Source organism: Arthrobacter sp. MDT2-3, from assembly GCF_059090465.1.
The window spans coordinates 397350-423186 of sequence record NZ_JBNHFS010000001.1 but is presented as its reverse complement, the minus strand read 5'-3'; the positions used below and the strand labels follow the sequence as shown (position 1 = coordinate 423186).

General features: G+C 65.4%; 22 protein-coding genes. 17 read left to right on the top strand and 5 right to left on the bottom strand.

The annotated features are described in order from the left end of the window. The first annotated feature begins 36 nt into the window (after positions 1-36). Genes lpdA through AC5RUQ_RS01965 form a run of 3 tightly spaced genes read left to right on the top strand, consistent with a single transcriptional unit; the run spans position 37 to position 2802 of the window. Entirely contained in the window at positions 37-1440 is a 1404-nt protein-coding gene (lpdA, locus tag AC5RUQ_RS01975; protein WP_493945730.1) for a dihydrolipoyl dehydrogenase, read from the top strand. 31 nt (positions 1441-1471) lie between these two features. Continuing rightward, positions 1472-2155: a 2-oxo acid dehydrogenase subunit E2 gene (locus AC5RUQ_RS01970; RefSeq protein WP_493945729.1), complete on the top strand. Its 684-nt coding sequence runs from the start codon at positions 1472-1474 to the stop codon at positions 2153-2155. A gap of 26 nt (positions 2156-2181) precedes the next feature. Beyond that, complete coding sequence (locus AC5RUQ_RS01965; RefSeq protein ID WP_493945728.1) at positions 2182-2802, top strand: ECF transporter S component; 621 nt, start codon at positions 2182-2184, stop codon at positions 2800-2802. A 289-nt stretch (positions 2803-3091) separates the two neighbouring features. Here AC5RUQ_RS01965 and AC5RUQ_RS01960 read toward each other — a convergent pair whose 3' ends face one another. Together AC5RUQ_RS01960 and AC5RUQ_RS01955 are read right to left on the bottom strand one after the other, a co-directional pair. Next, positions 3092-4297, bottom strand: a complete 1206-nt coding sequence (locus AC5RUQ_RS01960) for an MFS transporter (RefSeq protein ID WP_493945727.1) — start codon at positions 4295-4297, stop codon at positions 3092-3094. A gap of 4 nt (positions 4298-4301) precedes the next feature. Beyond that, a complete protein-coding gene (locus tag AC5RUQ_RS01955; RefSeq protein WP_458780500.1) occupies positions 4302-4973 on the bottom strand; it encodes a GntR family transcriptional regulator in 672 nt (223 codons plus the stop codon). A gap of 156 nt (positions 4974-5129) precedes the next feature. On the opposite strand from AC5RUQ_RS01955, the gene glyA reads away from it, so the two are divergent. From glyA to purU, 7 genes are read left to right on the top strand one after another with little or no spacing between them, the layout of a single operon-like run. Next, positions 5130-6494 carry a serine hydroxymethyltransferase gene (gene glyA, locus AC5RUQ_RS01950; RefSeq protein ID WP_493945726.1) on the top strand — a complete coding sequence of 455 codons (1365 nt, stop codon included), beginning with the start codon at positions 5130-5132 and terminating at the stop codon, positions 6492-6494. Further along, entirely contained in the window at positions 6491-7711 is a 1221-nt protein-coding gene (locus AC5RUQ_RS01945) for a sarcosine oxidase subunit beta family protein (RefSeq protein ID WP_493945725.1), read from the top strand. Before glyA ends, AC5RUQ_RS01945 begins: the two co-directional genes overlap by 4 nt. Before the next feature lie 36 nt (positions 7712-7747). After that, positions 7748-8173 carry a sarcosine oxidase subunit delta gene (locus tag AC5RUQ_RS01940; protein ID WP_493945724.1) on the top strand — a complete coding sequence of 142 codons (426 nt, stop codon included), beginning with the start codon at positions 7748-7750 and terminating at the stop codon, positions 8171-8173. Further along, positions 8170-11112, top strand: a complete 2943-nt coding sequence (locus AC5RUQ_RS01935; protein ID WP_493945723.1) for a sarcosine oxidase subunit alpha family protein — start codon at positions 8170-8172, stop codon at positions 11110-11112. Before AC5RUQ_RS01940 ends, AC5RUQ_RS01935 begins: the two co-directional genes overlap by 4 nt. Continuing rightward, positions 11105-11743 carry a sarcosine oxidase subunit gamma gene (locus tag AC5RUQ_RS01930; protein WP_493945722.1) on the top strand — a complete coding sequence of 213 codons (639 nt, stop codon included), beginning with the start codon at positions 11105-11107 and terminating at the stop codon, positions 11741-11743. The genes AC5RUQ_RS01935 and AC5RUQ_RS01930 overlap by 8 nt, the downstream gene beginning before the upstream one ends. After that, positions 11744-13117, top strand: coding sequence for an L-serine ammonia-lyase (locus tag AC5RUQ_RS01925; RefSeq protein WP_493945721.1), 1374 nt, complete (start codon positions 11744-11746; stop codon positions 13115-13117). A gap of 3 nt (positions 13118-13120) precedes the next feature. Continuing rightward, positions 13121-14017 carry a formyltetrahydrofolate deformylase gene (gene purU, locus AC5RUQ_RS01920; protein WP_493945720.1) on the top strand — a complete coding sequence of 299 codons (897 nt, stop codon included), beginning with the start codon at positions 13121-13123 and terminating at the stop codon, positions 14015-14017. Positions 14018-14198: 181 nt separating this feature from the next. Here purU and AC5RUQ_RS01915 read toward each other — a convergent pair whose 3' ends face one another. Together AC5RUQ_RS01915 and AC5RUQ_RS01910 are read right to left on the bottom strand one after the other, a co-directional pair. After that, positions 14199-15158 (bottom strand): hypothetical protein, encoded by a 960-nt coding sequence (locus tag AC5RUQ_RS01915; protein WP_493945719.1) that lies wholly within the window; start codon positions 15156-15158, stop codon positions 14199-14201. Positions 15159-15313: 155 nt separating this feature from the next. After that, positions 15314-16858 carry a PucR family transcriptional regulator gene (locus AC5RUQ_RS01910; RefSeq protein WP_493945718.1) on the bottom strand — a complete coding sequence of 515 codons (1545 nt, stop codon included), beginning with the start codon at positions 16856-16858 and terminating at the stop codon, positions 15314-15316. A 109-nt stretch (positions 16859-16967) separates the two neighbouring features. Here AC5RUQ_RS01910 and AC5RUQ_RS01905 point away from each other — a divergent pair, with 109 nt between their 5' ends. Both AC5RUQ_RS01905 and AC5RUQ_RS01900 read left to right on the top strand, forming a co-directional pair. Then, positions 16968-18494: a purine-cytosine permease family protein gene (locus AC5RUQ_RS01905; protein WP_493946378.1), complete on the top strand. Its 1527-nt coding sequence runs from the start codon at positions 16968-16970 to the stop codon at positions 18492-18494. A gap of 48 nt (positions 18495-18542) precedes the next feature. Further along, entirely contained in the window at positions 18543-19502 is a 960-nt protein-coding gene (locus AC5RUQ_RS01900; RefSeq protein ID WP_493945717.1) for a polysaccharide deacetylase family protein, read from the top strand. Between the two features lie 84 nt (positions 19503-19586). Here AC5RUQ_RS01900 and AC5RUQ_RS01895 read toward each other — a convergent pair whose 3' ends face one another. After that, positions 19587-20303, bottom strand: coding sequence for a TetR/AcrR family transcriptional regulator C-terminal domain-containing protein (locus AC5RUQ_RS01895; RefSeq protein ID WP_493945716.1), 717 nt, complete (start codon positions 20301-20303; stop codon positions 19587-19589). 156 nt (positions 20304-20459) lie between these two features. Here AC5RUQ_RS01895 and AC5RUQ_RS01890 point away from each other — a divergent pair, with 156 nt between their 5' ends. The 5 genes from AC5RUQ_RS01890 to AC5RUQ_RS01870 all read left to right on the top strand — a co-directional run bounded on the left by AC5RUQ_RS01890 (position 20460) and on the right by AC5RUQ_RS01870 (position 25792). Next, on the top strand, positions 20460-21149 hold the full coding sequence (locus AC5RUQ_RS01890) for a DUF2306 domain-containing protein (RefSeq protein WP_493945715.1): 690 nt from the start codon (positions 20460-20462) through the stop codon (positions 21147-21149). Positions 21150-21327: 178 nt separating this feature from the next. After that, positions 21328-22506, top strand: coding sequence for an ABC transporter substrate-binding protein (locus tag AC5RUQ_RS01885; protein WP_493945714.1), 1179 nt, complete (start codon positions 21328-21330; stop codon positions 22504-22506). Between the two features lie 281 nt (positions 22507-22787). Then, entirely contained in the window at positions 22788-23807 is a 1020-nt protein-coding gene (locus AC5RUQ_RS01880; protein WP_493945713.1) for a VOC family protein, read from the top strand. A gap of 6 nt (positions 23808-23813) precedes the next feature. Continuing rightward, positions 23814-24758, top strand: coding sequence for a fumarylacetoacetate hydrolase family protein (locus AC5RUQ_RS01875; RefSeq protein WP_493945712.1), 945 nt, complete (start codon positions 23814-23816; stop codon positions 24756-24758). Next, positions 24755-25792 carry a cyclase family protein gene (locus AC5RUQ_RS01870; RefSeq protein WP_493945711.1) on the top strand — a complete coding sequence of 346 codons (1038 nt, stop codon included), beginning with the start codon at positions 24755-24757 and terminating at the stop codon, positions 25790-25792. The genes AC5RUQ_RS01875 and AC5RUQ_RS01870 overlap by 4 nt, the downstream gene beginning before the upstream one ends. Positions 25793-25837 lie beyond the last annotated feature (45 nt).

The following is a 25837-nucleotide window of genomic DNA, read 5'->3' as shown; positions in this document are numbered from 1 at the left end:
GAAAACAGAAATCCGAAGAGAACAAAAGAGGTTTAGATGAATCCGCAGCAGTTTGATGTCCTCATTGTTGGTGCCGGCCCAGGAGGGTATACGGCAGCTATCCGCGCAGCCCAGTTAGGCAAACGGGTCGCGATCGTCGAAGAACGGTACTGGGGGGGCGTGTGCCTGAACATCGGGTGCGTCCCTTCCAAGTCGCTGATTTACAGCGCCCAGCTGGTACAGACGTTCAAGAATGACGCAAAGGAACACGGCATACAGGTGGACGGGGAGGTCGCCTATGACTTCCAGGCCGCCCACCACCGCAGCAGGTCAGTCGCCGACGGCCGGGTCAAAGGCATCCACTACCTGATGAAAAAGAACGGCATCACCGAGTTCAACGCCCGTGGAACCTTTACCGGACCAAACACCATGGACCTGGAACTGAACGACGGTGAGCGGCAAAGCCTGACCTTTGACCACGCCATCATCGCTGCCGGAGCGGAAACCCGGCTGCTGCCAGGAACAGCACTCTCCGAGAGGGTAGTGACATATAAGGAACAGATCCTCTCATCCACCCTGCCCAAAAGCATCGTCATCGCCGGCGCCGGCGCCATCGGTGTCGAATTCGCCTACGTGATGAGCAGCTACGGCGTCAAAGTGACACTGGTCGAATTTGCGGAGCGAATTGTCCCGCTGGAAGACCCGGACGTGTCAAAGGAGTTGACCCGGCGATACCGGAAACTTGGCATAGACATACGTACCGCCACCGCAGTCACTGCCGTTGAAGAGTACCCTGACGAGGTCGCCGTCACACTGACCAAGGGTGAGTCTTCCGAGGTTGTCCGTGCAGAAAAACTCCTTCAGGCAACCGGGTTCACCCCCCGAGTCACAGGCTACGGCCTGGAAAAAACCGGCGTAGCACTTACGGACCGCGGTGCCATCGCCGTGGACGACAAAATGCGAACCAACGTCCCCCACATCTATGCCATTGGTGATGTGACCGCCAAGCTTATGCTCGCCCACGCGGCCGAAGCGATGGCATTGGTCGCGGCCGAAGCCCTCGCCGGCGAACCTACGCATCCTCTGGACTACCTCATGATGCCCCGGGCCACGTACACCAGCCCGCAGATCGCAAGCTTTGGATACTCGGAAAACGGGTCCTCCCCCGCGGGCAGCGAAGTTAAGAAAACAGTCTTCCCGTTCGTAGCAAATGCCAAAGCCCACGCTGTTGGCGAACCGGGCGGCTTCGTGAAACTACTCACCGACAGCCGCGATGGCAAACTCCTGGGCGCCCACCTCATCGGCCCGGACGTGACCGAGCTGCTGCCGGAACTGACCCTGGCGCGCCAGGAAGGGCTGACCGTCACCCAGGTGGCCCGGAACGTCCACGCACACCCAACCTTGAGTGAAGCAGTCAAAGAAGCCCTCCATGGCGCAGCCGGCCAGAGCATCAACATCTGACCCGGGCGCCCTGAACCAGAAAGAACACCACATGACTACGAATGAAATCCAGATCCTTCAAGGAACCACGGTTCCGCTCAAAGGCATCCGACGGGCAGCAGCACGACAGATGGTCGCAGCCTGGGAAGCGCCGGCGTTTCACCTCACCGTCGAAGTCGACATGACCAACGCACTCACGGTGAAGTCCGTGTCACCCCAATCAACTGTCACCGACCGGCTCATCTCCGCGACAGCCACGGCCCTGCAGGAGAACCCCGGGCTTAATGCCCACTACTCCGAAGAAGGTGTCACTACTTTCGAGGACATCAACATCGGACTCGCAGTGGCAACAGATGCCGGTCTGACCGTCCCGGTCATCCACCAAGTGCCGACACTCAGCCTGCCTGACATAGCGCAAAGGCGACGTGAAGCCGTCGACAAGGCCCGCGCCAGAAAGCTTGGAATGGCCGACATTTCAGCAGGAACCTTCACCATCTCAAATCTCGGGATGCTCGGTATCCACCGGTTCGACGCCATCATCAACGTCCCTCAGGTCGCTATCCTCGCCGTGGCCTCCACCCGCCAGCAATACGTCATGAATGACGGCCAACCCCAATGGCGGCCCATCGCCGAACTGACCCTCACCTGCGACCACCGGGCCGTGGACGGCTCCATGGGAGCGGTCTTCCTTAAACGACTCAAAGAACTCATCGAAGCCCCCATCCCCACGCCGTAAAAGCAACCAACTGACGGAAGCCAACCATGACAACTCGAGCAAAGAAGAAGACAGGCAACAACTGGCGGGTGGCCGACATCGTGGTGGCTGCACTGATCGCCGTCGCCGGCGGCGTGATTTTCTGGGCCTGGTCCCATGGCGCAAACCTCATCTCCGCTCCCATCAACGCGGTCTACCCGCCACTGACCGGCCTCTACGCCGGCGGCTGGATGATCCCGGCAGTGCTGGGCATGCTGGTGATCCGCAAGCCGGGGGCAGCACTGTTCTGCGAAACCGTGGCAGCCACCGGCGAACTGATCATGGGATCCCAGTACGGCACGACGGTCCTGATCTCGGGCCTCCTGCAGGGCCTTGGCGCCGAGCTCGTTTTCGCAGCGTTCAGGTACAAAAAGTTCAACCTTCCCGTTTCGCTGCTAGCTGGTTCGGGCGCCGGGCTGCTCTGCGGCCTGAACGACTCTTTTGCTCCGTGGGGGTGGAACATCGCCTACGCGGCCGGAGACAAAATAACCTACATCATCTTTACCGCGATTTCCGGTGCCATCATCGCCGGCGTGCTGTCCTGGATCGCCACCCGCGGTCTGGCGAAAACCGGAGTGCTGAACTCCTTCGCGTCCCGCAAGGCGGCCACAGAGCCTGTCTTCTCCTAAGGGCGGGCAGCCTGCTCAAAGTTTTGGCGAGCAGGGCCCCTTGTGTAACCGGCTCAGAGGGGCCCGGAAGCACCTGGGCTCATGGGTGGGAGTCCGTCATGTTGGGGCACACCCCAGCCTGACGTCAGACATTCACGCAATTACCGTCAGAATAGGGTCCGAAAGGCAGTTCCTGCACGCCCGGTGCGAACACTCTGAGACCTCAACCTGACAGAAGACCGCGAAGGAACCAAGGCCGGAAATGCTCAGGGTGAACCGGTTCGCCGCAGCCCAACAAACCGACCATGCGTCACACTGAACCGCTGATCACCCGGTCACGCCCAGCGAGCACACCCATGAAAGCGAGAATCGCCATGATGCCCGCAGTGACGAGCAGCGGAAGCGTCCAGTCGCCGCTCACGTCGCGAAGAGCACCAAACATCACTGGCCCCACAGCAGCCAGCCCGTAGCCGACGGATTGCGCCATGCCGGAGAGTGACGCCGCCTGGGGGTAGTTCACCGTCCGGAGGCTGAACAGTGACAGGGCGATCACAATGAGGCTCCCGCACCCGATTGCCCCCAGAACGACCCACAGCAATGTGAGGTCCGGTGCAAGCGCCAACCCGAGGAACGTCACGAACATCGCCGCGCCGCTCGCGAAGGATACGAGCCGCTGGTCCGAACCCCGGTGAAGGATGCCCCCGGCCATAAGACTGGCGAACACGCTGATGAGCAGGAAAACGGACAGGTGGATGCCGGCAGTCGTGGCTGAAACCCCGCGGCTTTGTTCGATGGTGGGCAGCCACGCCATCAGGACGTAAAAGGCGATGGACTGCAACCCCATAAAAACCGTCACCTGCCAGCCCAGGGCCGAGGCCCACGGCGACCGGTAGGAACCCTCCGGCTTGGTGGCGCTCACGGTGCCTGCCCCGTGCCGGCGCAGCCACGGCAGGAGCACCGCCATGGCGATGAGGGCCAGTCCCACCCAGACACCCAGGGCAAGCCGCCATCCCGCCGGTGATGTTTGCGCCACGGGTACGACGACGGCGGCCCCCATCGCTGCGAAGGCGGCCTGGGTTGCGGTGTAGCTTCCGGTGACCTTGCTGACCTTTGCCGGAAAGTCCCGCTTGACGAGTGAGGGGACCAAGACATTCAGAAACGCTATCGCCAGGCCAATCAACGCCGTTCCGGCCCAGATGAAGCCGGGCACAGGCAAGGAGCGAAGCACGATGCCCGAGGCCAGGAACAGCAGGGACATCCACAGCGCGCGGTCCAGCCCCAGGCGGGAAGCGAATCCGGGCGCCACGGGTGAGAAGACCGCAAAGGCAATGAGCGGAAGACCGGTCAGGAACCCCGCTGCGGCGCTGGACAGGCCGAGGTCACCGCTGATGTTCGCGAGTACCGGTCCCACGCTGACAAAGGACACTCGCAGGTTAACGGCAATAAGCAGAACACCGATCAGGGCGAAGCCAATCCTGGCGGTGCGGGCTTGTCCGTTCCGGGTGGCAATAGGCATGGGACTACAGCACCTTACGGATTGTTTCCTCGAAGCTCGTGACGTGGTGCAAAGCCAATTCCCCGGCCTTGTCGGCGTCACCGGCCGCTACCGCCTTGAGCAAATCGACGTGCTCGGTGATATGGCCTGTCACCGAGGGAACCTTGTCCAGCACCACGCACCAGATGCGGGTGGCCAGGTTGTCGTAGCGGATCAGCGTGCTTTCCAGGTGCGGGTTCGCGGCTGCCTTGTAAATCAGCCGGTGCACCATCAGGTCGTAGCGCATGAGGTCCCGCGACTCCCCGGACGTGGGGTCAATTCCCGCAATGGCATCGGCCACCCGCAGCAGTTCCCGGCGCATACCCTCGCTGGCCCGGGCGGCCGCACGGCGGGCCGCGAGGGGCTCCAGCAGCTCCCGGATCTCCGAGACATCCGCCAGCTCCGTGAAGTCGACGTTCGTTGCGAACGTTCCGCGGCGGGGATAGGAAACAACCAGGTGATCCACCTCAAGCCGCTTAATGGCCTCGCGCACGGGAGTCCGCCCGAAGCCAAGCTCAACCGCCAGCTGCCCGTCATTGATCGGCTCCCCCGGCCGGATCTCCAGCATGATCAGCCTGTCCCGCAGCTGCCGGTACGCGGCCTCCGCCTGGGACGGAGCTTCCTCCTCCACAGGGGTCAGAGCAAGAAGTGCATTCACGCGCCGCTCCGTTCTTCCATGACGTGCCGGACCGGACACGGTAGCTTCCTGCCGCTTTGGGTCCAGCTATTGACTCTGATGTGATGCTGATCATACCATTGACCTCACACTGATATATCAGTTACCGAGCAAATGGTATTTCAAAAAGGAGCATCCGTGGTTGAGCAGTTGAACGAGCGACTTTCCGCAGTCGATCCCGAGGTCCAGCAGGCCATCACCCATGAGCTGGGCCGCCAGCAGTCCACGCTGGAAATGATCGCTTCGGAGAACTTCGCCCCGTCCGCAGTCATGGAGGCACAGGGCTCGGTCCTCACAAACAAGTACGCCGAGGGCTACCCGGGCAAGCGCTACTACGGCGGCTGCGAGCACGTGGATGTTGTGGAGCAGCTCGCCATCGACCGCGTCAAGGCCCTGTTCGGCGCCGAATTCGCCAACGTTCAGCCACACTCCGGCGCGCAGGCCAACGCCGCCGCCATGTTCGCCCTGCTGAACCCGGGTGACACCATCATGGGCCTGAGCCTGGCCCACGGCGGACACCTGACCCACGGCATGAAGATCAACTTCTCCGGCAAGCTCTACAACGTGGTCCCCTACCACGTGAGCGAATCAGACCTCCGCATCGATATGGCCGAGGTCGAGGCACTGGCCCTTGAACACAAGCCCAAGCTGATCGTTGCCGGCTGGTCCGCCTACTCCCGCCAGCTGGACTTCGCGGAGTTCCGCCGCATCGCCGACCTCGTGGGTGCCTACCTCATGGTGGACATGGCTCACTTCGCCGGCCTGGTAGCCGCCGGCCTGCACCCGAACCCGGTGCCGTACGCCGACGTCGTCACCACCACCACGCACAAGACCCTCGGCGGCCCCCGCGGCGGCGTCATCCTCGCCAAGGAGCAGTACGGCAAAAAAATCAACAGCGCCGTGTTCCCCGGCCAGCAGGGCGGACCCCTGGAGCACGTGATCGCCGCGAAAGCCGTGGCCTTCAAGCTCGCCGCCAGCCCCGAATTCAAGGAACGCCAGGAACGCGTCCTGCAGGGATCCAAGCTTCTCGCCGAGCGGCTCCTCCGGGACGACGTTGCCGCAGCAGGAATCTCCGTGGTCAACGGCGGCACCGACGTCCACCTGGTCCTGGTTGACCTCCGCAACTCCGAGCTGGACGGACAGCAGGCCGAAGACGCCCTGCACCGCATCGGCATCACCGTCAACCGCAACGCCGTCCCCTTCGACCCCCGCCCTCCGATGGTCTCCTCCGGACTCCGGATCGGCACCCCGGCCCTCGCCACCCGCGGCTTCGGCGCCGAGGAATTCGCAGAAGTTGCGGACATCATCGCGACGGCGCTGATCGCCTCGGCAGGCAACAGCACCTCCGGGACCGCGTCCCTGAGCGACAGCGCCGTCGTCGAACTCCGCGCCCGCGTGACAGCCCTTGCCGATCGGTTCCCCCTCTACCCCCACCTCTCCCAGGGTGACAGCGGCAGCGACATTACCGCCTTTGAAACAGACATGATTGGAGCAGCCCAGTGAGCACCCACCAGCTCCCCGAGCACCCGGATTTCCTCTGGCGCAACCCGGAGCCCAAGTCCTCCTACGACGCCGTGATTGTCGGCGGCGGCGGGCACGGCCTGGCAACTGCCTACTTCCTGGCGAAGAACCACGGGATGACCAACATCGCCGTCCTGGAAAAGGGCTGGCTGGCGGGCGGCAACATGGCCCGTAACACCACCATCATCCGCTCCAACTACCTCTGGGACGAGAGCGCCGCAATCTACGAGCACGCCCTCAAGCTCTGGGAAATCCTGCCGGAGGAACTCGAATACGACTTCCTCTTCAGCCAGCGCGGCGTCATGAACCTCGCCCACACCCTGGGCGACGTCCGCGAAAGCATGCGGCGCGTGGGAGCGAACAAGCTCAACGGCGTGGACGCGGAATGGCTTGACCCCCAGCAGGTCAAGGAACTCTGCCCCATCCTGAACATCAGCGACAACATCCGCTACCCCGTCATGGGCGCCACATACCAGCCCCGCGCCGGCATCGCCAAGCACGACCACGTAGCCTGGGCCTTCGCCCGCAAGTGCGACGAGCTGGGCGTGGACATCATCCAGAACTGCGAAGTCACCGGCTTCGTCAAGGACGGCAACCGCGTGGTGGGCGTCAAGACGAACCAGGGCACCATCAACACCGAAAAGGTGGGCCTTTGCGCTGCCGGGCACAGCTCAGTGTTGGCGGAAATGGCCGGTTTCCGGCTCCCCATCCAGTCCCACCCGCTCCAGGCGCTGGTGTCCGAACTGCACGAACCCGTCCACCCCACGGTGGTGATGTCCAACCACGTGCACGTCTATGTTTCGCAGGCGCACAAGGGCGAACTCGTCATGGGAGCCGGCGTTGACTCCTACAACGGCTACGGCCAGCGCGGCTCCTTCCACGTGATCGAGCACCAGATGGCAGCCGCCGTGGAGCTCTTCCCCATCTTCGCCCGGGCCCACGTGCTCAGGACCTGGGGCGGCATCGTGGACACCACCCTGGACGCCTCCCCGATCGTGGGCAACACGCCGGTGGAGAACATGTTCGTGAACTGCGGCTGGGGCACCGGCGGGTTCAAGGGCACCCCCGCGGCGGGGCTCACCTTCGCACACAACATCGCCACGGGCGCCCCGCACAAGCTGAACAAGCCGTTCGCGCTGGAGCGGTTCGAAACCGGCGCGCTGATCGACGAACACGGCGCCGCCGCCGTCGCCCACTAGCCGCCAGCGAACCTGCACTTTAGAAAGAAGACGCACATGCTGCTCATCTCCTGCCCCAACTGCGGCTCCCGCGACGAGACCGAGTTCCATTACGGCGGCCAGGCCCACGTGGCCTACCCGGAAAACCCCAACCAACTGACCGACCGCCAATGGGCTGAGTTCCTGTTCTACCGGGACAACACCAAGGGCGCCTTCGCCGAGCGCTGGCTCCACAGCACCGGCTGCCGCCAGTGGTTCAACATGCTCCGCGACACCGTCACCTACGACATCCAGGCCGTCTACCCGATGGGCGCGCCCCGGCCTGATGCCGCCGGCAAGACGACGCCCGAGTCCGGCACCGCCAGCCTCGCCGCTGACAGCACCACCACCGGGACCGCCGCACCCAGCACGTCCGGAACGAGCATTTCCGGCACCAGCACCACACCCGCCAGCACCACCGCCCCGGAAGGAGCAACCAAGTGACTTCCCACAACGCCCGCCTCGCCGCCGGCGGACGCATCGACCGCACCATCTCCTGGCGTTTCACGGTGGACGGTGAGGAATTCACGGGCCACCCGGGCGATACCCTCGCCTCGGCCCTGCTCGCCAACGGCCGCATCGCCGCCGGCAACTCCCTCTACGAGGACCGCCCCCGCGGCATCATGTCCGCCGGCGTGGAGGAATCCAACGCCCTGGTCAAGGTGCAGCCGCGCTTCCCCGGGCACGTGGCCGAATCCATGCTCCCCGCCACCACCGTCACGCTGGTGGACGGCCTGCAGGTAGAACTGCTGAGCGGCCTCGGCAAGCTGGACCCCGAGGAAGACCGCGCCGAGTACGACAAGAAGTACGTCCACACCGACGTCCTGGTGATTGGCGGCGGCCCCGCCGGCCTGGCCGCAGCCCGCGAAGCCGTCCGCACCGGCGCCCGTGTGATGCTCCTGGACGACCAGCCGGAACTGGGCGGATCGCTCCTGTCCGGTTCCACGGCACCGGAACTGGCGGAAACGATCGAAGGAAAGCCGGCTCTGGAATGGGTGGCTGACGTCGAAGCCGAACTCGTCTCCGGCACCGAATCCACCGTCCTGAACCGCACCACCGCCTTTGGCGCCTACGACGCCAACTACGTCATCGCCGTCCAGAACCGCACCGACCACCTGTCCTCCCCCGCCGCGTCCGGCGTATCCCGGCAGCGTATTTGGCACATCCGTGCCAATCAGGTGGTGCTGGCCCCCGGCGCCCACGAACGCCCGCTGGTGTTCGAGAACAACGACCGGCCGGGCATCATGCTCGCCTCGGCCGTCCGCAGCTACCTCAACCGGTACGCAGTCGCCGCCGGCCAGCGCGTGGTCATCAGCACCACCAACGACAGCGCCTACGCCCTGGCCGCTGACCTGCGCGCCGCCGGCGTCAAGGTTGCCGCCGTGGTGGACGCCCGGCCGCAGCTCACCTCGGTGGCCGCCGCCGCCGTCGAAGCCGGCACCCGCGTGCTGATCGGCAGCGCCGTGGCCAATACCGCCGCCGGCAGCGATGGCCGACTGGACGGCGTCACCGTCCGCAGCATTAACGACGACGGCGAGCTCACCTCGGGCATCGAACAGATCGCCTGCGACCTGCTGGCTGTCTCCGGCGGCTGGAGCCCGCTGGTCCACCTGCACTCCCAGCGGCAGGGCAAGCTGCGCTGGGACGACGAACTGGCCGCCTTTGTGCCCAGCACCGTGGTCCCCAACCAGCAGATTGTCGGCTCCGGCCGCGGCTCCTTCAACACCGCAGACTGCTTGGCCGAAGGCATCTCCGCTGGCGCCAAGGCGGCCATCGAAGCTGGCTTTAGCGCCGCCGTCGAACCCGCACCGCTCAGCGAGCCGAAGGCCGCCGCGCCCACCCGCCAGCTGTGGTTGGTCCCCGGCGAACAGGGCACCCCGGACGACTGGCACCACCACTTCGTGGACTTCCAGCGCGACCAGTCCGTGGCTGACGTGCTGCGCTCCACCGGAGCCGGCATGCGGTCCGTGGAACACATCAAGCGCTACACCTCCATCAGCACCGCCAACGACCAGGGCAAGACCTCCGGCGTCAATGCAATCGGCGTCATCGCCGCCGCGCTGCGCACCGCAGGCGAAGCGTCCCGCGGCATCGGCGACATCGGCACCACCACCTACCGCGCACCCTTCACCCCCGTGGCGTTCGCAGCACTTGCCGGCCGCCAGCGCGGTGAGCTGTTCGACCCCGCCCGCGTCACCTCGATCCACCCGTGGCATGTGGCCAAGGGCGCCCTCTTCGAGGACGTCGGACAGTGGAAGCGGCCCTGGTACTACCCGCAGGACGGGGAGGACATGGACGCGGCCGTCCTGCGTGAGTGCGCCGCCGTTCGCGACTCCGTGGGCTTTATGGACGCCACCACCCTGGGCAAGATCGAGATCCGCGGCAAGGACGCCGGTGAGTTCCTCAACCGGATCTACACCAACGCGTTCAAGAAGCTCGCGCCGGGCTCCGCGCGCTACGGCGTGATGTGCATGGCTGACGGCATGATCTTCGACGACGGCGTGACCCTGCGTCTCGATGAAGACCGCTACTTCATGACCACCACCACCGGCGGCGCCGCCAAGGTGCTGGACTGGCTGGAGGAATGGCTGCAGACCGAGTGGCCGGACCTGGACGTGCACTGCACCTCCGTGACCGAACAGTGGAGCACCATTGCCGTCGTCGGGCCCAAGTCCCGCGCGGTCCTGGCAAAGGTGGCACCGGAACTGGCCGCCAACGGCGGGCTGGAAGCTGAGGCCTTCCCGTTCATGACGTTCCGCGAAACCACCCTCGCCTCCGGCGTCCGTGCCCGGGTGTGCCGGATCTCCTTCTCCGGTGAACTGGCCTACGAGATCAACGTGCCGTCCTGGTACGGCTTGAACACGTGGGAAGCCGTGGCAGCCGCCGGTGCCGAGTTCAACATCACCCCCTACGGCACGGAAACCATGCACGTGCTCCGCGCCGAAAAGGGCTACCCGATTGTCGGGCAGGACACGGACGGCACCGTGACCCCGCAGGACGCGGGTATGGAATGGATTGTCTCCAAGGCCAAGGAATTCATCGGCAAGCGCTCCTACGCACGGGCTGACGCCCAGCGCGAGGACCGCAAGCACCTGGTCAGTGTGCTCCCGGTGGACGGGACGCTGCGCCTGCCGGAAGGCACGCAGCTTGTGGAAAAGGGCCGCTCCACGAACCCTGCCTACGGGCCGGTGCCGATGGAAGGCTTCGTCACCTCCAGCTACCACAGCGCCGCCCTGGGCAGGTCGTTCGGCCTGGCACTGATCAAGAACGGCCGCAACCGCATCGGCGAAACCCTGGTGGCTGCCGCCGGCGACCAGCTTGTGGACGTCGTCGTCGCCGAAACCGTACTTTTTGACCCCGAAGGGACCCGCAAAGATGGCTGAAACAGCAGCACCCGCAACCTCCTACGAGAAGAACCTCTCCCTCCGTGTCAGCCCCGCCGCCCAGCTCCGGGCAGCGTTTAAAACCGGCTCCGTCCCGGGCGTGGTGGAACTGTCCGAGGTGTCCTTCCTGACCATGGTGGGCCTTCGGGTCAACCGGACCAGCGACGCCGGCCAGCGCGTAGCCACCGTCACCGGCGGCCTGCCAGCGGCCTGCGGCGCCGTCAGCGGCACCAGGGACACGTCCGTGCTGTGGCTCGGGCCGGAAGAGTTCCTGGTGGTGGCCCCCACCGAAGCCCATGAGTCCCTCGGCGGCGACCTGATCCAGGCACTCCGCGAAGCACTCGGCGACGGCGAAGGCCAGGTGGTGGACCTCTCCGCCAACCGCACCACCTTCGAACTTACCGGGCCCCGGTCCCGCGCCGTCCTGGAAAAGGGCTGCTCCCTGGACCTGCACCCCCGCGTGCTGAAGGCCGGCACGGCACTGTCCACGGAAATCGGCAACATCCCCGTGGTTCTGTGGAAGACCGGCGAGGAGACCTTCCGGATCTTCCCCCGCGCGTCGTTCGCCGATTTCCTGGGCCGCTGGCTCCTTGACGCCATGCGGGAGTACGCCTCCCCCGAGGTCCCCTAAATGGCCCTCAGCGTCCTGGACCTGTTCTCCGTTGGCATCGGGCCGTCGTCGTCACACACGGTGGGCCCGATGCGGGCAGCGAAGCTGTTCGCCGACGGACTCAAAGGCGACGGACACCTCAGCTCCACCAGGCGTGTGCAGGCCGAACTGTTCGGCTCGCTGGGCGCTACCGGCCGGGGGCACGGGTCGGACAAGGCGGTGGTCCTGGGCTTCAAGGGGCTCGACCCGGAGACCGTGGATACCTTCACTGCCGATGACCAGGTGGCGGCCGCCGCCCTGGACGCCGAACTGTGGGTGGGTGGCGACCACCGGGTGGACTTCAACTGGGACGAGGACGTGGTGCTGCACCGGCGCAAGTCCCTCCCGGCCCACCCGAACGGCATGACCTTCCGCGCGCTCGATCACACGGGGGCTGTCCTCAGCGAACGGAGCTTCTATTCCATTGGGGGCGGCTTCGTTGTTGACGGGGACGCCGACGCCGGCGACAGGGTGGTTGCCGACTCCACCGTCCTCCCCTACCCGTTCGCCAGCGCGGACGAGCTCCTGGAGATCTGCGCACGCGAAGGCATGTCCATTTCCGACGTTATGCTCGCCAACGAGCTGGTCTGGCGGACCGAAGCGGAACTCCGGGAGAAGCTGCTGGGGCTGTGGGCGGTCATGCGCGAATGCGTGGACAACGGCTGCGCCGCGGAAGGAATCCTTCCCGGTGGGCTCAACGTCCGCCGCCGCGCGCCGTCGTTATTCCAGACCCTGACGGCGGACACCGGGGTGACCGATCCGCTCCGGGCCATGGAATGGGTGAACCTGTTCGCGCTGGCCGTGAACGAGGAAAACGCCGCCGGCGGGCGCATCGTCACCGCACCCACCAACGGCGCGGCCGGCATCGTCCCCGCGGTGCTGCACTACTACGTGAAGTTCGTCCCCGGCGCCAACGACGACGGCGTGGTCCGCTTCCTGCTGGCCGCGGCCGCCGTCGGAATCCTGTTCAAGATCAACGCCTCCATTTCCGGGGCCGAGGTGGGCTGCCAGGGCGAAGTGGGCTCCGCCTGCTCCATGGCCGCCGCCGGGCTCTGCGAAGTGCTGGGCGGCACGCCTGCCCAGGTGGAAAACGCCGCCGAAGTGGGCATTGAACACAACCTCGGCCTGACGTGCGATCCGGTGGGCGGACTGGTGCAGATCCCCTGCATCGAGCGCAACGCCATCGCCAGCGTGAAGGCCATCAACGCCGCCCGCCTTGCCCTGCACGGCGACGGCAGCCACAAGGTATCCCTCGACAAGGCCATCAAAACGATGCGCGAAACAGGAGCCGACATGAAAACCAAGTACAAGGAAACCTCCCGCGGAGGCCTTGCCGTCAACGTTATCGAGTGTTGAGCCATGACTGCCATCCAGACTGAAAATGTTGCTGTAACTCCCCCCACCACGGTGGAGCACGTCCTCACGCTGGACTGCTCCGAATCGCCCGGCATTGTCCACGCCGTCTCAGGCTTCCTGCTGGAGCACGGTTGCGACATCATCGACAACCAGCAGTTCGGTGAGCGCTCCGAAGGGCACTTCTTTATGCGGGTGCATTTTGCGTCCGACGGCGATGCCTCCACCGCGGACACGCTGCGGGCCGCTTTTGGCCCCGTTGCGGAGCGCTTCGGGATGCGCTGGCGGCTGGAGCGGCACGGTTCCAAGCGGCGGGTGCTGATCATGGTGTCCAAGTTTGGGCACTGCCTCAACGACCTGCTGTTCCGAGCGCGCATTGGCGAACTGCCGGTGGACGTGGTGGCCGTGGTCTCCAATCACACAGACCACCAGGCGCTGGTGGAGTGGCACGGGATACCGTTCTTCCATGTGCCCGTTACGGCCGCAACCAAGCCCGCAGCCGAAGCACGACTGTTGGAACTGGTTGACGAGTTCGATGTGGAACTCGTGGTTCTGGCCCGGTACATGCAGGTGCTCAGCGACGACCTGACCCGCAAGCTGGACGGGAAGGCGATCAACATCCACCACTCGTTCCTGCCCAGCTTCAAGGGCGCCAAGCCGTACCACCAGGCGTACGCCCGCGGTGTGAAGACCGTCGGCGCCACCGCACACTACGTCAACGCGGAACTGGACGAGGGGCCAATCATCGCCCAGCAGGTGGTGGAAGTGGACCACACCTACGGACCCGAAGAGCTGGTGGCAGCCGGCCGCGACACCGAGTGCAAGGCCCTTTCCAACGCGGTGCGCTGGCACTGCGAGGGCCGGGTGATCCTGCAGGGGAACCGGACCGTGGTGCTCCGCTAGTCCCCCACCGATGCTCTCTCACTTAACGTGGGTTCTCCCGCGATCCTCTCTCACTTGATGTGTTTTCGCGCGACCCTCTCTCACCTAACGTGGGTCTTTCCGTGGCGCTCTCTCACCTTTGGTGAGGGAGCGCCACGGCGTTAAGGACCGTCTTCGTCATGCCGCACATTTCGCCCGACGCTCAATCGCCGCTGGCAAACCCTGATGCCTGCGGGTGGTCAAGCCAGCCCTTCCGAAGTGCGCGTTTGATGCGTTGTACTGCTCTTTCGAAACCGTCAGCATGGTCGTCCTTGTCAAGAACAAGGACGGTCCAGCCGGCTGCTTCGAAGGCTTTGTCCCGTCGCCTGTCGCTGAGGATCTGCGCGTCGCCAAGGTGATGCCCGCCGTCGTACTGGATGGCAAGGCGCCGATGACGGTAGCCGAGATCGGCCGACGGCGACATGGCGTCTCCCGCGCGCAAGGGCACCTGAAGTTCGGGCTCGGGTAGGCCCGCGCTGACGATGGCCAGGCGGAGCAGCGATTCGGGCGCGGAGTCCGCACCCACCCGCATCAAATCCAGCGCTTCGCGTGCCCTGACGATGCCTTGGAGATTCGGGTGGCGGCCCACCAGGATGCGAAGCCCCGCCAAGGTGTCGTAGGGCTGCGTCCTTCCCTCAAAATCCACCCGCGGGATGCGGATCAGTTCGTCACCCATGCTCACCAGGTCATTGAGCAGCAAGACCCGTGCCAGGTCGAGCCAAGTACGGGACCGCGTGCTCAGGCTGATGCCGTCAACCACTTCAACCTCATCCTCAAGGGCCAGCACGGTGTGCCCGAATATGCCCTTCCGGCGGACCGACGGCAGTGCCCGCGGCTTACTGAGATGCAGTTCCGTGGAATCAGCCAGCCACGGTGGCAGCAGTTGACACCGGAGCCGGGCCGCGGTCACGTGTGAAATCCAAGCGCCGGGCGAGGCAGCGGATAACGCCCTGGCGGCACCTTCCAGATCAAAGTCCCAATCCGCCGGGCGATAAAGACCGCGACCCACGTTGACCACATCCTTGCGGCGAAGCCTGTCCAGGGTGACGCCGGACGCCCTGGCCGAACCGAAGGTGAAAGGAGCCTCTGCCAACGGTGGCGGCAGGAAACCTTGCTTTCGCATGCTGGCATTGTGCCTTCTCAGGGCAGGACGCCGCAGAAGTTATCCACAGGCCTGCCGTTGCGCGTCGGCGGGTGAGGGAGCGTCCCCGGAAAACCCACGTTAAGTGAGAGAGCGTCGCCCTAAAACCCACGTTAAGTGAGAGAGCGTCGCAGGGGTTATTTGGGCTGGAGGGCGGCGAGGCGGGTGGCCAGGTGCAGCGCGGGCAGGCGGCCCGTTCCGCGGGGGTCGCCGCCGCAGAGGGAGAAGATCCGCTGGAGCCGCTGGTGCATGGACTGCCGCTCCACGTGCAGTTCCCTTGCAGCCTGGGCGGTGTTGCACCCGGAGTCCAGCCAGACCCGCAGTGTCTCCACCAGCTTGGACTGGCGCTGGGCGTCGTGCTCAAGGACGGCGGCGAGCTGCTGGCTCACGAAGTCACGGCGCAGGGTTTCGTCCATGGAGTGAACTGCGAGCCGTTCCACGGCGAATGCCTGGGCATCAAGCACCCGCCCAGGTGCCGTTCCCCCTAAACCGACGCGTCCGACGTCGGCAGCCAGTTCCAGCGTGAGCCTCGCCTCGGCGAGGGACCACGGGGCGGAGGAAATACCCGAGGCAATGGGCCCGACAGCGCTCACAGTTCCCTCCGGTACGTCCAACGACTGCAGGCCGGCCACGATTTCTTGCCGCTCATCCTGGGCCTTCCCGGAGCGGAGGACGCCCAGGGCCAGCAGCTCCGCGTTGTCCGCATAACTAGCACCGTGCTGGCCACCCGGGTCCAGGAGGTGCTCCACTTGCCGCCGGAGTTGTTGCGAAGCGGAGGAGCGCATAACCACCGCCACCACTTGAGCAGAGACAGGGATACCTGCGGCGGGAGCCAGTTCCTGCAGCCGCCAGTTTTGCTTGCCGGAATCAACGGCCCGGATCAAGGCAGCGCCGGCCATCTCCTTCAAGCCGGGAGGCATCCGTTGCAGCAAGGCAAGGGCCAGGATGTCCACGGACCGGTTGCCGGCGATCCGCGCCAGGTTCACGTCGGCTCCGCCGCGTACCTGCAGTGTCAGGCGGGCGGAGGGAATCCCCCGCACGGGCACTTCAATATGGACGGTGCTCCGATGCTCGCCGGAAGCGCCATCCAAGGAGAAGGATGCTTCACGCTCCCCCGCAGGTTCCGCACTCGCCAAAGTAATCCCGGCGGTAGAGGTGAGCACCACCTCTGCACCCGTGGCCGCAGCAAGGACGGCCAGAATCCGGTCCAGGCTGCCTCCATGTGCGAGCTCCACCGCCATGGCGTGGCTGGCCTGGTCGGCCTGCTGCAATTGGGCGGCGGACTGGCTGACAAGCTGTGAGTTGATAGCCTCCATGACCGCCACGAAAGGCACCACCTTGCGAAGCTCGATTAGGGGAAGCCCGGCTTCCTCGGCAGCCGAAATCATCGAGGAGGGGATGGACGGCAGCACACTGCCGGTCTCGATGGCGAGCGCCGCTACCCCACGCTCGGCCAGATCCCGGACGTAACCCGTGCGGCGCTCATCGGAAGCCAGCGCCAGGGCCTGGCCGCCGGTCAGCAGCAGCTCCCCGCCGCCCAGCAGCGAGGCAATGTCCAGGACCTCGCTGGAGTGGATCCACCGAAGCTGGGTTTGGGAAACCACACCCGCCGCCGCACGGACCACGGGATCCGCGGCAACAACGGTCGAATGCCGCAGGACATCTTCCAAATGAACAGGCATGACACTCCGTCATGGAGAAGGGGAAAGCTCAAGACACATTGTAGATGGTGGATGTGGCCCTCGACACATAATCTTGAAGAATCCCCATCCCCTCAACGAAGAGGCCCCGATGCAACAACCACCCACAGCCCCAGGAGCCGAGCAATCCGTTCACACGGAAGACGTCGAAGCCTGGCTCCAGCCAATTCCCGAATCCCAGCGCACGCACAAGGTCTCCGGCCAGTTCTGGATCTGGGCCGGCGCCAACCTGGCACCGATCAACTGGGTACTGGGCGCCCTCGGAATCCACCTGGGGCTGGGTTTCGCGGACACCGTGACCGTCCTGGTACTGGGCAACCTGATCGGCATGCTGCTCTTCGGCTGCTTCGTCCTCCTCGGGCAGAAGACCGGCGCCACCGGCATGGTGCTCGCCCGGGCCGCATTCGGCAGGCAGGGGAACTACCTCCCGGCAGCCATCCAGGCGCTCCTGGTGATCGGCTGGTGCGCCGTGAACACCTGGATCATCCTGGACCTGGTCATGGCGCTCTTCGGCACCCTCGGCTGGGTGGATCCTACAGCCGCCAACTACGGCTGGAAGATTGCCGTCGCCACCGGAATCATGGCCGCCCAAGTAGCCATCGCCTGGTTTGGCTACAAGGCAATTGCGGCTTTCGAAAAGTGGACCGTCCCGCCAACCATCGTCATCCTGGCCGTGATGTCCGCCGTGGCGTGGTTCGGCATGGACATCAACTGGGGCTACGCCGGCCCCGCGGGCAACATCCTGGAAGGCTCGGAGCGGATTGCCGCGATGAGTGCCGTGATGACCGCCATCGGCATCGGCTGGGGCATCACCTGGTTCACCTACGCCGCAGATTACTCGCGGTTCGTCAGCACCGAAGTGCCCAAGAAAAGGGTCTACCTGGCATCGGTCCTGGGCCAGTTCATCCCCGTCGTCTGGCTCGGTGTCCTGGGCGCAAGCCTGGCCACCAACAGCGGCGAAATCGACCCCGGCAAGCTCATCGTCCAGAACTTCGGAGTCCTCGCGCTGCCCGTACTGCTGATGGTGCTCCACGGCCCCATCGCCACCAACATCCTCAACATCTACACCTTCTCAGTTGCCACCCAGGCACTCGACATCACCATCAGCCGCCGCAAGCTCAACCTGTTCGTCGGCGTCTTCTCGCTCGCCGCCGTCGTGTTCTTCATCTTCCAGGAGGACTTCGCAGCGGTCCTCGACGCCTGGCTCATCGGGCTCGTTGCCTGGGTCGCTGCCTGGGGCGGCGTCATGCTGGTCCACTACTTCTGGATCGACAAGCGCTGGCCCGGCAACCCCGAAAGGCTGTTCGACGGCGTCGGCACCCGGCGGCTCCCCGGCGTCAACTGGGCAGGCATCACCTCCCTCCTGGTGGGCATCTTCGCCACCTGGCTGTTTATGTACGGCCTCGTCCCCGCCATGCAGGGCCCCATCGCCGTGGCCCTGGGCGGCTGGGACCTGTCCTGGCTCGCCGGCGGCCTTGCCAGCGCCACCAGCTACGCCATTCTGGGACCGACGATGCACCGCAAATACATTGAGTCCGCCCCGGGATCTGCCCACCGCCACCTGCCCACAGAGCTGACGGGTGCCGCTGCCCAGCCCGGCACACCCGCCGCACTCTGAACCGGACCTTCTGAACCGCCACACCCCGTTACGACAGGAATTCCCCGCATGACTCTTGAAGCATTCCCCGACGCCGCCCACCCCATCACCTGGCCGGAAGGCAAGCGGGCAGCAGCGTCCTTCACGTTCGACGTCGACGCCGAATCCTGCACTATCGCCCACGACCCCAAGAGCACCAGCCGGATGTCCCTGATGACCCACCAGTCCTACGGGCCCAAGGTGGCAGTCCCCCGCTTGCTGCAGATCCTCCAGCGGCAGGACATCCGCGCCACGTTCTTCGTCCCCGGCTTCACGGCCGAGTGCTACCCGGACACCGTCCGCCGCATTGTGGACGCCGGGCATGAGGTGGCCCACCACGGCTACCTGCACGAGCCAATGCAGGGCATCGACGCCGCAACGGAAGCCCGCTACATCGACCGTGGACTCGAGGCCCTGGCCAAGGCCGCGGGAGTAGAGCCGGTGGGGTACCGGGCGCCGTGGTGGGAGCTCAACTGGCACTCACCGGCACTTCTGGCGGACCGCGGCTTCCTCTACGATTCGAGCCTGCTCGACGGCGACGCCCCCTACCGCTTCAGCGTCGCCCCGGGTGACACCCGGGACATCGTGGAAATCCCCGTCGACTGGGCCCTGGACGACTGGGAGCAGTACGCCTTCTACCCCGGCGTCACGGGCAGCGGCGTCATCGAAAGCCCGGCCAAGGTCCTTGAGATGTGGACGCTCGAGGCGGAGGCACACCATGCCCAGGGCAGCTGTTTTGTCCTCACCAACCATCCCTTCATCTCCGGGCGGCCCTCAAAAGCAGTGGCCCTGGAAAGGCTGATTGAACGGGTGAAGGGGATGGACGGCATGTGGGTGGCCACCATGGAAGACATCGCCGAACACACCCGCCGGACGGTCCAGGAAGTCCACACCCACGCCCGCATCGAAGTGCCCGCGTTCCCGGACACCGGGGCAAGGTTCACGCCACCGGTGGTAAGGGAGTCCAGGCCGGCAGCCGCCGGCAGCTAAACCCGACACAACAAAGAGTGGAGTGGTACTGCGCCTTCAGCGAAGGGCGCGGTGCCACTCCCTTGTGTTTAAGCAGTTCCGGCCTTACGCCCGCGCAGACGTCCAACCCTGGGCGTGCAGTTTCTCGATGCCGTCCAGCAGCAGGTCGAGCGCGAACTCGAATTCAAACTGGTCATCGCAGCCCTGCCCAACAACGGCGTCCGGATCGTGGGCGGAAGCCATGGCGATTGTCAGGATATTCGGGTAGCGCCTGGCCATCTCCTGGAGCACTGCCTGCTGGGCCGCCTCGTCCGGCTCCGCCCCCGTTCCGTCTGTTGGCTCGGCCGGCTCCTGGAACAGCTCCTGGGTGAAGCCCCACATGCGGCTGCCGATGGCGTGCATGACGTGGTGGGTCAGGTCCACCGAGAAGCCGCCGTCGAGGAGGAACATCCCGATGAAGGAGTCCATGTAGGCGAGGACGCCAGGCGTTTTGTTGGTGCGCGTTTCGAGGACCTGCCGGGCCCATGGGTGCCGCTGGAGGACGCTCCGGGCTGAAAGAATCCTGCGCCGGACCACGTCCTTCCAGCCCGGGCCGGTGGCCGGCGGATCGATCTCGGCGATAATCACGTCGACCATGCCGTCGAGAAGTTCATCCTTGTGGGCCACATGCTTGTAGAGCGCCATGGGCACCACGTCGAGCTCCTGGGCAAGCCTGCGCATACTCAGCGGCCCGATCCCTATCTCGTCAGCGAGCGCGACGGCGGCCTGCAGCACCCGGTCGCGGTTGAGGCGCACGCGCTGCACCGGGCCTTGCCTGCTCATGCCATTGGTCCTTCCGTTTCCTTGCACCCCTTGACTAGTGTACGGCGTACACCTACATTTGGTCCTAAAGGTGTACGCCGTACACCTGATTCCGAAGGGCGCCCTTGCGGTCTGCTTCCTGAGGATAGGCACTCCGGCAACAAGAGGAGCAGGTCAATGCAAACCACAAGGCACAGTGCACCGGCGAAGGCACCGGCCACTGCACGCCGGCAGCGGCCGGAGTGGCTTATTCCCGCCGGCCTGATCTTCCTCAGCCTCATCCCCGTGATCGCCGGCGCCGCCCGGCTGACCGAACTGACCGGTGGAGCGGCAGTGACGGAGCGCAACGCCAGGTTCTTCGACTCTCCCGCGCCGGTGGTAATCCATATCGTCAGTGTCACCGTGTACTCCCTGCTGGGAGCATTCCAGTTCGTTCCGTCGCTTCGCCGGCGCCGCTGGCACAGCATCGCCGGCCGGATCCTCCTGCCCGCCGGCCTGCTCGCGGCGCTGTCCGGCCTATGGATGGCAGTCTTCTACACCCTGCCGCCCAGTGACGGGCAGCTGCTGCTCGTCCTTCGGCTCGGTTTCGGCTCCGCCATGGCAGTGAGCCTGATCCTGGGACTTCGCGCAGTGCTGCGCCGCGACTTCACGAGGCACGGTGCGTGGATGGCCAGGGCGTACGCCATCGGTCTCGGCGCCGGAACCCAGGCCCTGATCCTCATCGTGCCCGAACTCCTCGCCAGCCCGCCGGACGTCACAACGAGGGCCGTTCTGATGGGCGCGGCCTGGGCGATCAACCTCGCCGTAGCGGAATACTTCATCCGCAGGCGCTCCCTATCCACGCGCCAGACGTCCCGCGCCCGCTGAGCCGGGCGACGGCCGTCGTAAGCATTGTTCTGTGTCTTCCCGAGTCGTTCCTTGACGCTGCGCTACGCCCTGTTGCGCCTTCGCGACGTCGCGTGAACGCCCGCTACGGTGATGATTGTGGCGCTGCCGGGTGCTCCGTAATCTCAACTCAGCATCCGTCCCAGCAAAGGAACTTCCAATGTCAGACCCTTCCGACAAGAGCCCGGAACAGCAAGCCTCCACCCGCATCGTCGCCGGCCAGTCAGCCACTCCCAAGCGCCCCCTCGGCCTGAAGATCGGCATCGCCGCCGGCATCCTGGCCCTGGTGGGCGGCGGCGCCGCCGTCGCCTCCGCCGTCAACAACAACAACACCCCGGCAGCGGTCCAGGAGGCCGCACCTGCCGGCAACCCCGCCGCCGAACTGAAGCTCGGCTACTTCGGCAACGTGACCCACGCCCCCGCCCTTGTCGGCGTCAGCCAGGGCCACATCGCCGATGAACTCGGCGACACAAAGCTGACCACCCAGGTATTCAACGCCGGCCCCGCCGCCATCGAGGCCCTGAACGCCGGCGCCATCGATGCCACCTACATCGGGCCCAACCCGGCCATCAACTCCTACGTCAAGAGCGGCGGGGAGTCGATCAACATCATCGCCGGCGCAGCGGCCGGCGGCGCCCAGCTGGTGGTCAAGCCGGAGATCAACTCCGCAGCAGACCTCAAGGGCAAGACCCTCGCCTCCCCGCAGCTCGGCGGCACGCAGGACGTGGCCCTCCGCGCCTGGCTTACCGCGCAGGGCTACAAGACCAATGTGGACGGCAGCGGCGACGTCGCCATCAATCCCACCGAAAACGCCCAGACGCTGAAGCTGTTCCAGGACGGTAAGCTCGACGGCGCGTGGCTGCCTGAGCCCTGGGCCTCCCGCCTGGTGCTCACCGCCGGCGCCAAGGTGCTGGTGGACGAAAAGGACCTGTGGGACGGCTCGCTGTCCGGCAAGCCGGGCGAGTTCCCCACCACCATCCTGATCGTGAACCAGAAGTTCGCCGCTGACCACCCGGACACCGTGAAGGCGCTGCTGAAGGGCCACGTGAAGTCGGTTGAGTGGCTGAACAAGGCTGCCGACGGCGAGAAGGCCACCGTCATCAACGCGGCCCTCAAGGAAGCCGCGGGTGCCGAGCTGAAGGCGGACGTGATCGACAGGTCGCTGAAGAACATCGTGTTCACCGTGGACCCGCTCGCCGGGACGTACCAGAAGCTCCTGGCCGACGGCGTCGCTGCCGGCACCACTAAGCAGGCCGACATCAACGGCATCTTCGACCTGACCGCGCTCAACAGCGTTTCGGACGAGAAGACCTCGGCCGCGGGGCTGGGCAAGGAGTAACACAGCGGCTGGCACGCTCTCTCACTTAACGGGGCATTCCGGCCAACGCTCTCTCACCTAACGGGGCATTCCGGCCAACGCTCTCTCACTTTCCTTAAGAAAGTGAGAGAGCGTTGGTGATTTAAGCCCATTAAGTGAGAGAGGGTCGCACTAGGCGGGTATCGGTGCGGCGGATAGTTCATATCAAAAAGCTCGCCTTCCCCGAATATATGAAGTGCCTCACAGTAGTTACAGGACCTGCAACAACCAGTACCGCAGCCAGTAACCAGAAGGACTTCAACGTGGAAACTCCGCTCTCCCATCTTGCCCACCTCGAGATCACCACTCCGGACGTCGAAGCTTCGGCGCGGTTCTACGAGGAAAAGTTCGGCATGCGCATCATCGACCGCGTGGACGGCAACGTCTACCTGCGCTGCTGGGGCGACTACTACCGCTACAGCCTGGTCATCACCGAAGGACCGGAAGCGTCCCTGGGCCGGATGGCCTGGCGCACCAACTCACAGGCAGCCCTTGAAGCCGCAGCCCAGCGCATCGAAGCAACGGGCGTGCAGGGCACCTGGACGCCCGGCGGCCACGGCTTCGGCAAGGCCTACGAATTCACTGGCCCGTACGGCCACCCCATGCGCCTCTTCTATGACGTGGAGAAGTTCGTGGCCGAGCCCGGCTTCGAGTCCACCTACCCGGACCGCCCGGAGCGCCGCAGCAGCCACGCCGCCGCACCCCGCTTCCTGGACCACGTCACGGTGGCATCCTCCGATGTCCGCGGCTTCGCCAAGTGGTACAACGAGGCCCTGGGCTTCCGCGTTATGGCCTTCGTTGACCTGGACGAAGCACCCATCACCGTCTTCTCCGTCCTCACCACCAACGAAAAGTCCCACGACCTGGGCGTCGTCCTGGACACCTCCAGCCGCGCCGGCCGCGTCAACCACATCGCCTTCTGGGTGGACGCCACCGAGGACCTGCTCCGCACCGCGGACGTCATGATGGAAAACGGCACCCCCATGGAATATGGCCCCTCCATCCACGGTGTGGGCGAGCAGAACTTCCTCTACTTCCGCGACCCCTCCGGCCTACGCGTCGAGCTCAACTCGGGCGGCTACCGCAACTACGTCCCGGACTGGGATGCCAACACCTGGAAGCCGTCGCTGGGCTCCAACAACTTCTACAAGAACGGCGCCATGCCGCACTCCATGACCGAATCCTTCCCGCCGGCCGAGGGCTTCACCGCCACCGAAGAAGGCGCCTCCCCCGAAATGAAGGAAGCCCTGCTCAACCCCTACGCCAAGCAGGGACGGGGCTAGAAAGATATGCCTGAAGCAACATATTCCCTCATCCGCTTCCAGGAGGCGGGTGACAGCAAGGCCCGCGCCGGCCTCCTGGTCCAGGACCGGGTCCTGCCGCTGGACGGGGACATCAACTCCCTGATCGAGCACTGGGACACCACCGAAGCACAGCTGGACGCCCTCGCCGCCTCCGCTGGCCAGGACGCAGGCCTGGCGCTGGCCGACGTCGAGGTTCTCGCCCCGGTGGAACCGGCCCAGGTCCTGCAGACCGGCGCGAACTACCGCAAGCACGTCATCGACCTCGCCGCAGCCCACCGCGAACCTGGCGAAGACGAAGAGGAGGTGCGCGCCAAAACGGCCGCCATGATGGACAAGCGCGCGGGCCAGGGCACGCCGTACTTCTTTATCGGGCTCCCGACGGCGATCGCTTCTGCCACGGACGACCTCACCCTGCCTGCCTACTCCAAGTCCCACGACTGGGAGCTGGAGCTGGCAGCAGTCATCGGCAAGACCGCGTTCCGCGTCACCCCCGAGGAAGCCCTGGACTACGTATTCGGCTACACCATGGTCAACGACATCACCACCCGTGAATATGTCTTCCGCAAGGACATGCCGGCCATCGGCTCGGACTGGTACCGCGCCAAGAACGCCCCCGGCTTCCTGCCCACCGGGCCCCTGCTGGTGCCGGCGAAGTTCTTCGGCGACCCGCAGGACGTCCAGGTGACGCTGAAGCTCAACGGCAAGGCCATGCAGGACGAGTCCACGCAGGACATGATCTTCGGCGTCGCCAAGCTCGTCAGCGAAGCCTCCCAGATCATGCCGCTGCGCCCGGGTGACCTGGTGCTCACCGGCAGCCCGGCAGGCAACGGCCAGCACTGGGGACGCCTCCTTCAGGACGGCGACATTATGGAAGGCACCATCACCGGACTGGGCACCCAGCTCATCCACTGCAAGGACGAAGTCCAGTGACCACCCAGGACACTGCATTCACCACCGGCACCGGGGAATCAAGCGATTCCCCGGTCATCCGGCGTGAAGACCCGCTCGGCAGCATCCGCACCATGGCCGAGGCCCACAACAACTGGGGCCGCTGGGGCCAGGACGACGTCCTGGGCACCCTGAACTTCATCGACGCGCCCAAGCGTGTCGAGGCCGCGGCCCTGGTGAAGACCGGCGAGGCGTTCTCGCTGTCCCAGCCGTTCGACACCAATGGCCCGCAAAAGGGCTGGCGCCGCCGCACCAACCCCGTCCACACCATGACGGACACGGGCGTGGACGCAGAGCGCGGCAACCAGGGGTTCCCGCACGGCTTCGGCGGCGCGGACGACGTGATCGCCATGCCGCTGCAGTGCTCCACCCAGTGGGACGGCCTGGGCCACATCTTCGACCAGGGCAAAGCTTGGAACGGCCGCGCCGCCGGCGACGTGGTCACCTCCGAGGGCGACCTGGTGACCGGCATCGAAACAGCCGCCGCCAAGATCGTCACCCGAGGCGTGCTGCTGGACGTTGGCCGGGCGCTCGGCCCCGAACTGGGAGGGAACGACGGCGAACTGCCGGACGGTTTCGCCATCACCCCCGAACACCTCCAGCGGACCATCGACCTGCAGGGCCCAAGCTCGAAGGTGGGCCGGGGCGACATTGTAGTGATCCGCACCGGGCAGTACACCAGGGTCCGCCGAGACGGCTGGGGTGACTACGCCGGCGGTTCTGCCCCCGGCCTGTCCTTCACCACGGCGCCATGGTTGCACCGCTCCGAGATCGCCGGGATCGCCACCGACACCTGGGGCTTCGAAGTCCGGCCCAACGAGTTCGACGCCGCCTTCCAGCCCCTGCACCAGATCGCCATCCCCAACCTGGGCTTGTTCCTGGGCGAGATGTGGGATCCGGACGGGCTGGCCGAGGCGTGCGCGGCGGACGGCAGGTGCGACTTCCTGCTCACCGCCGCGCCACTGCCGATCACCGGTGCCGTCGGATCGCCCGTCAACCCGATCGCCGTCCGGTAGCTTCAGTTAAAACAGCAACAAAACCACCAGCAGTAACGCCGTCAA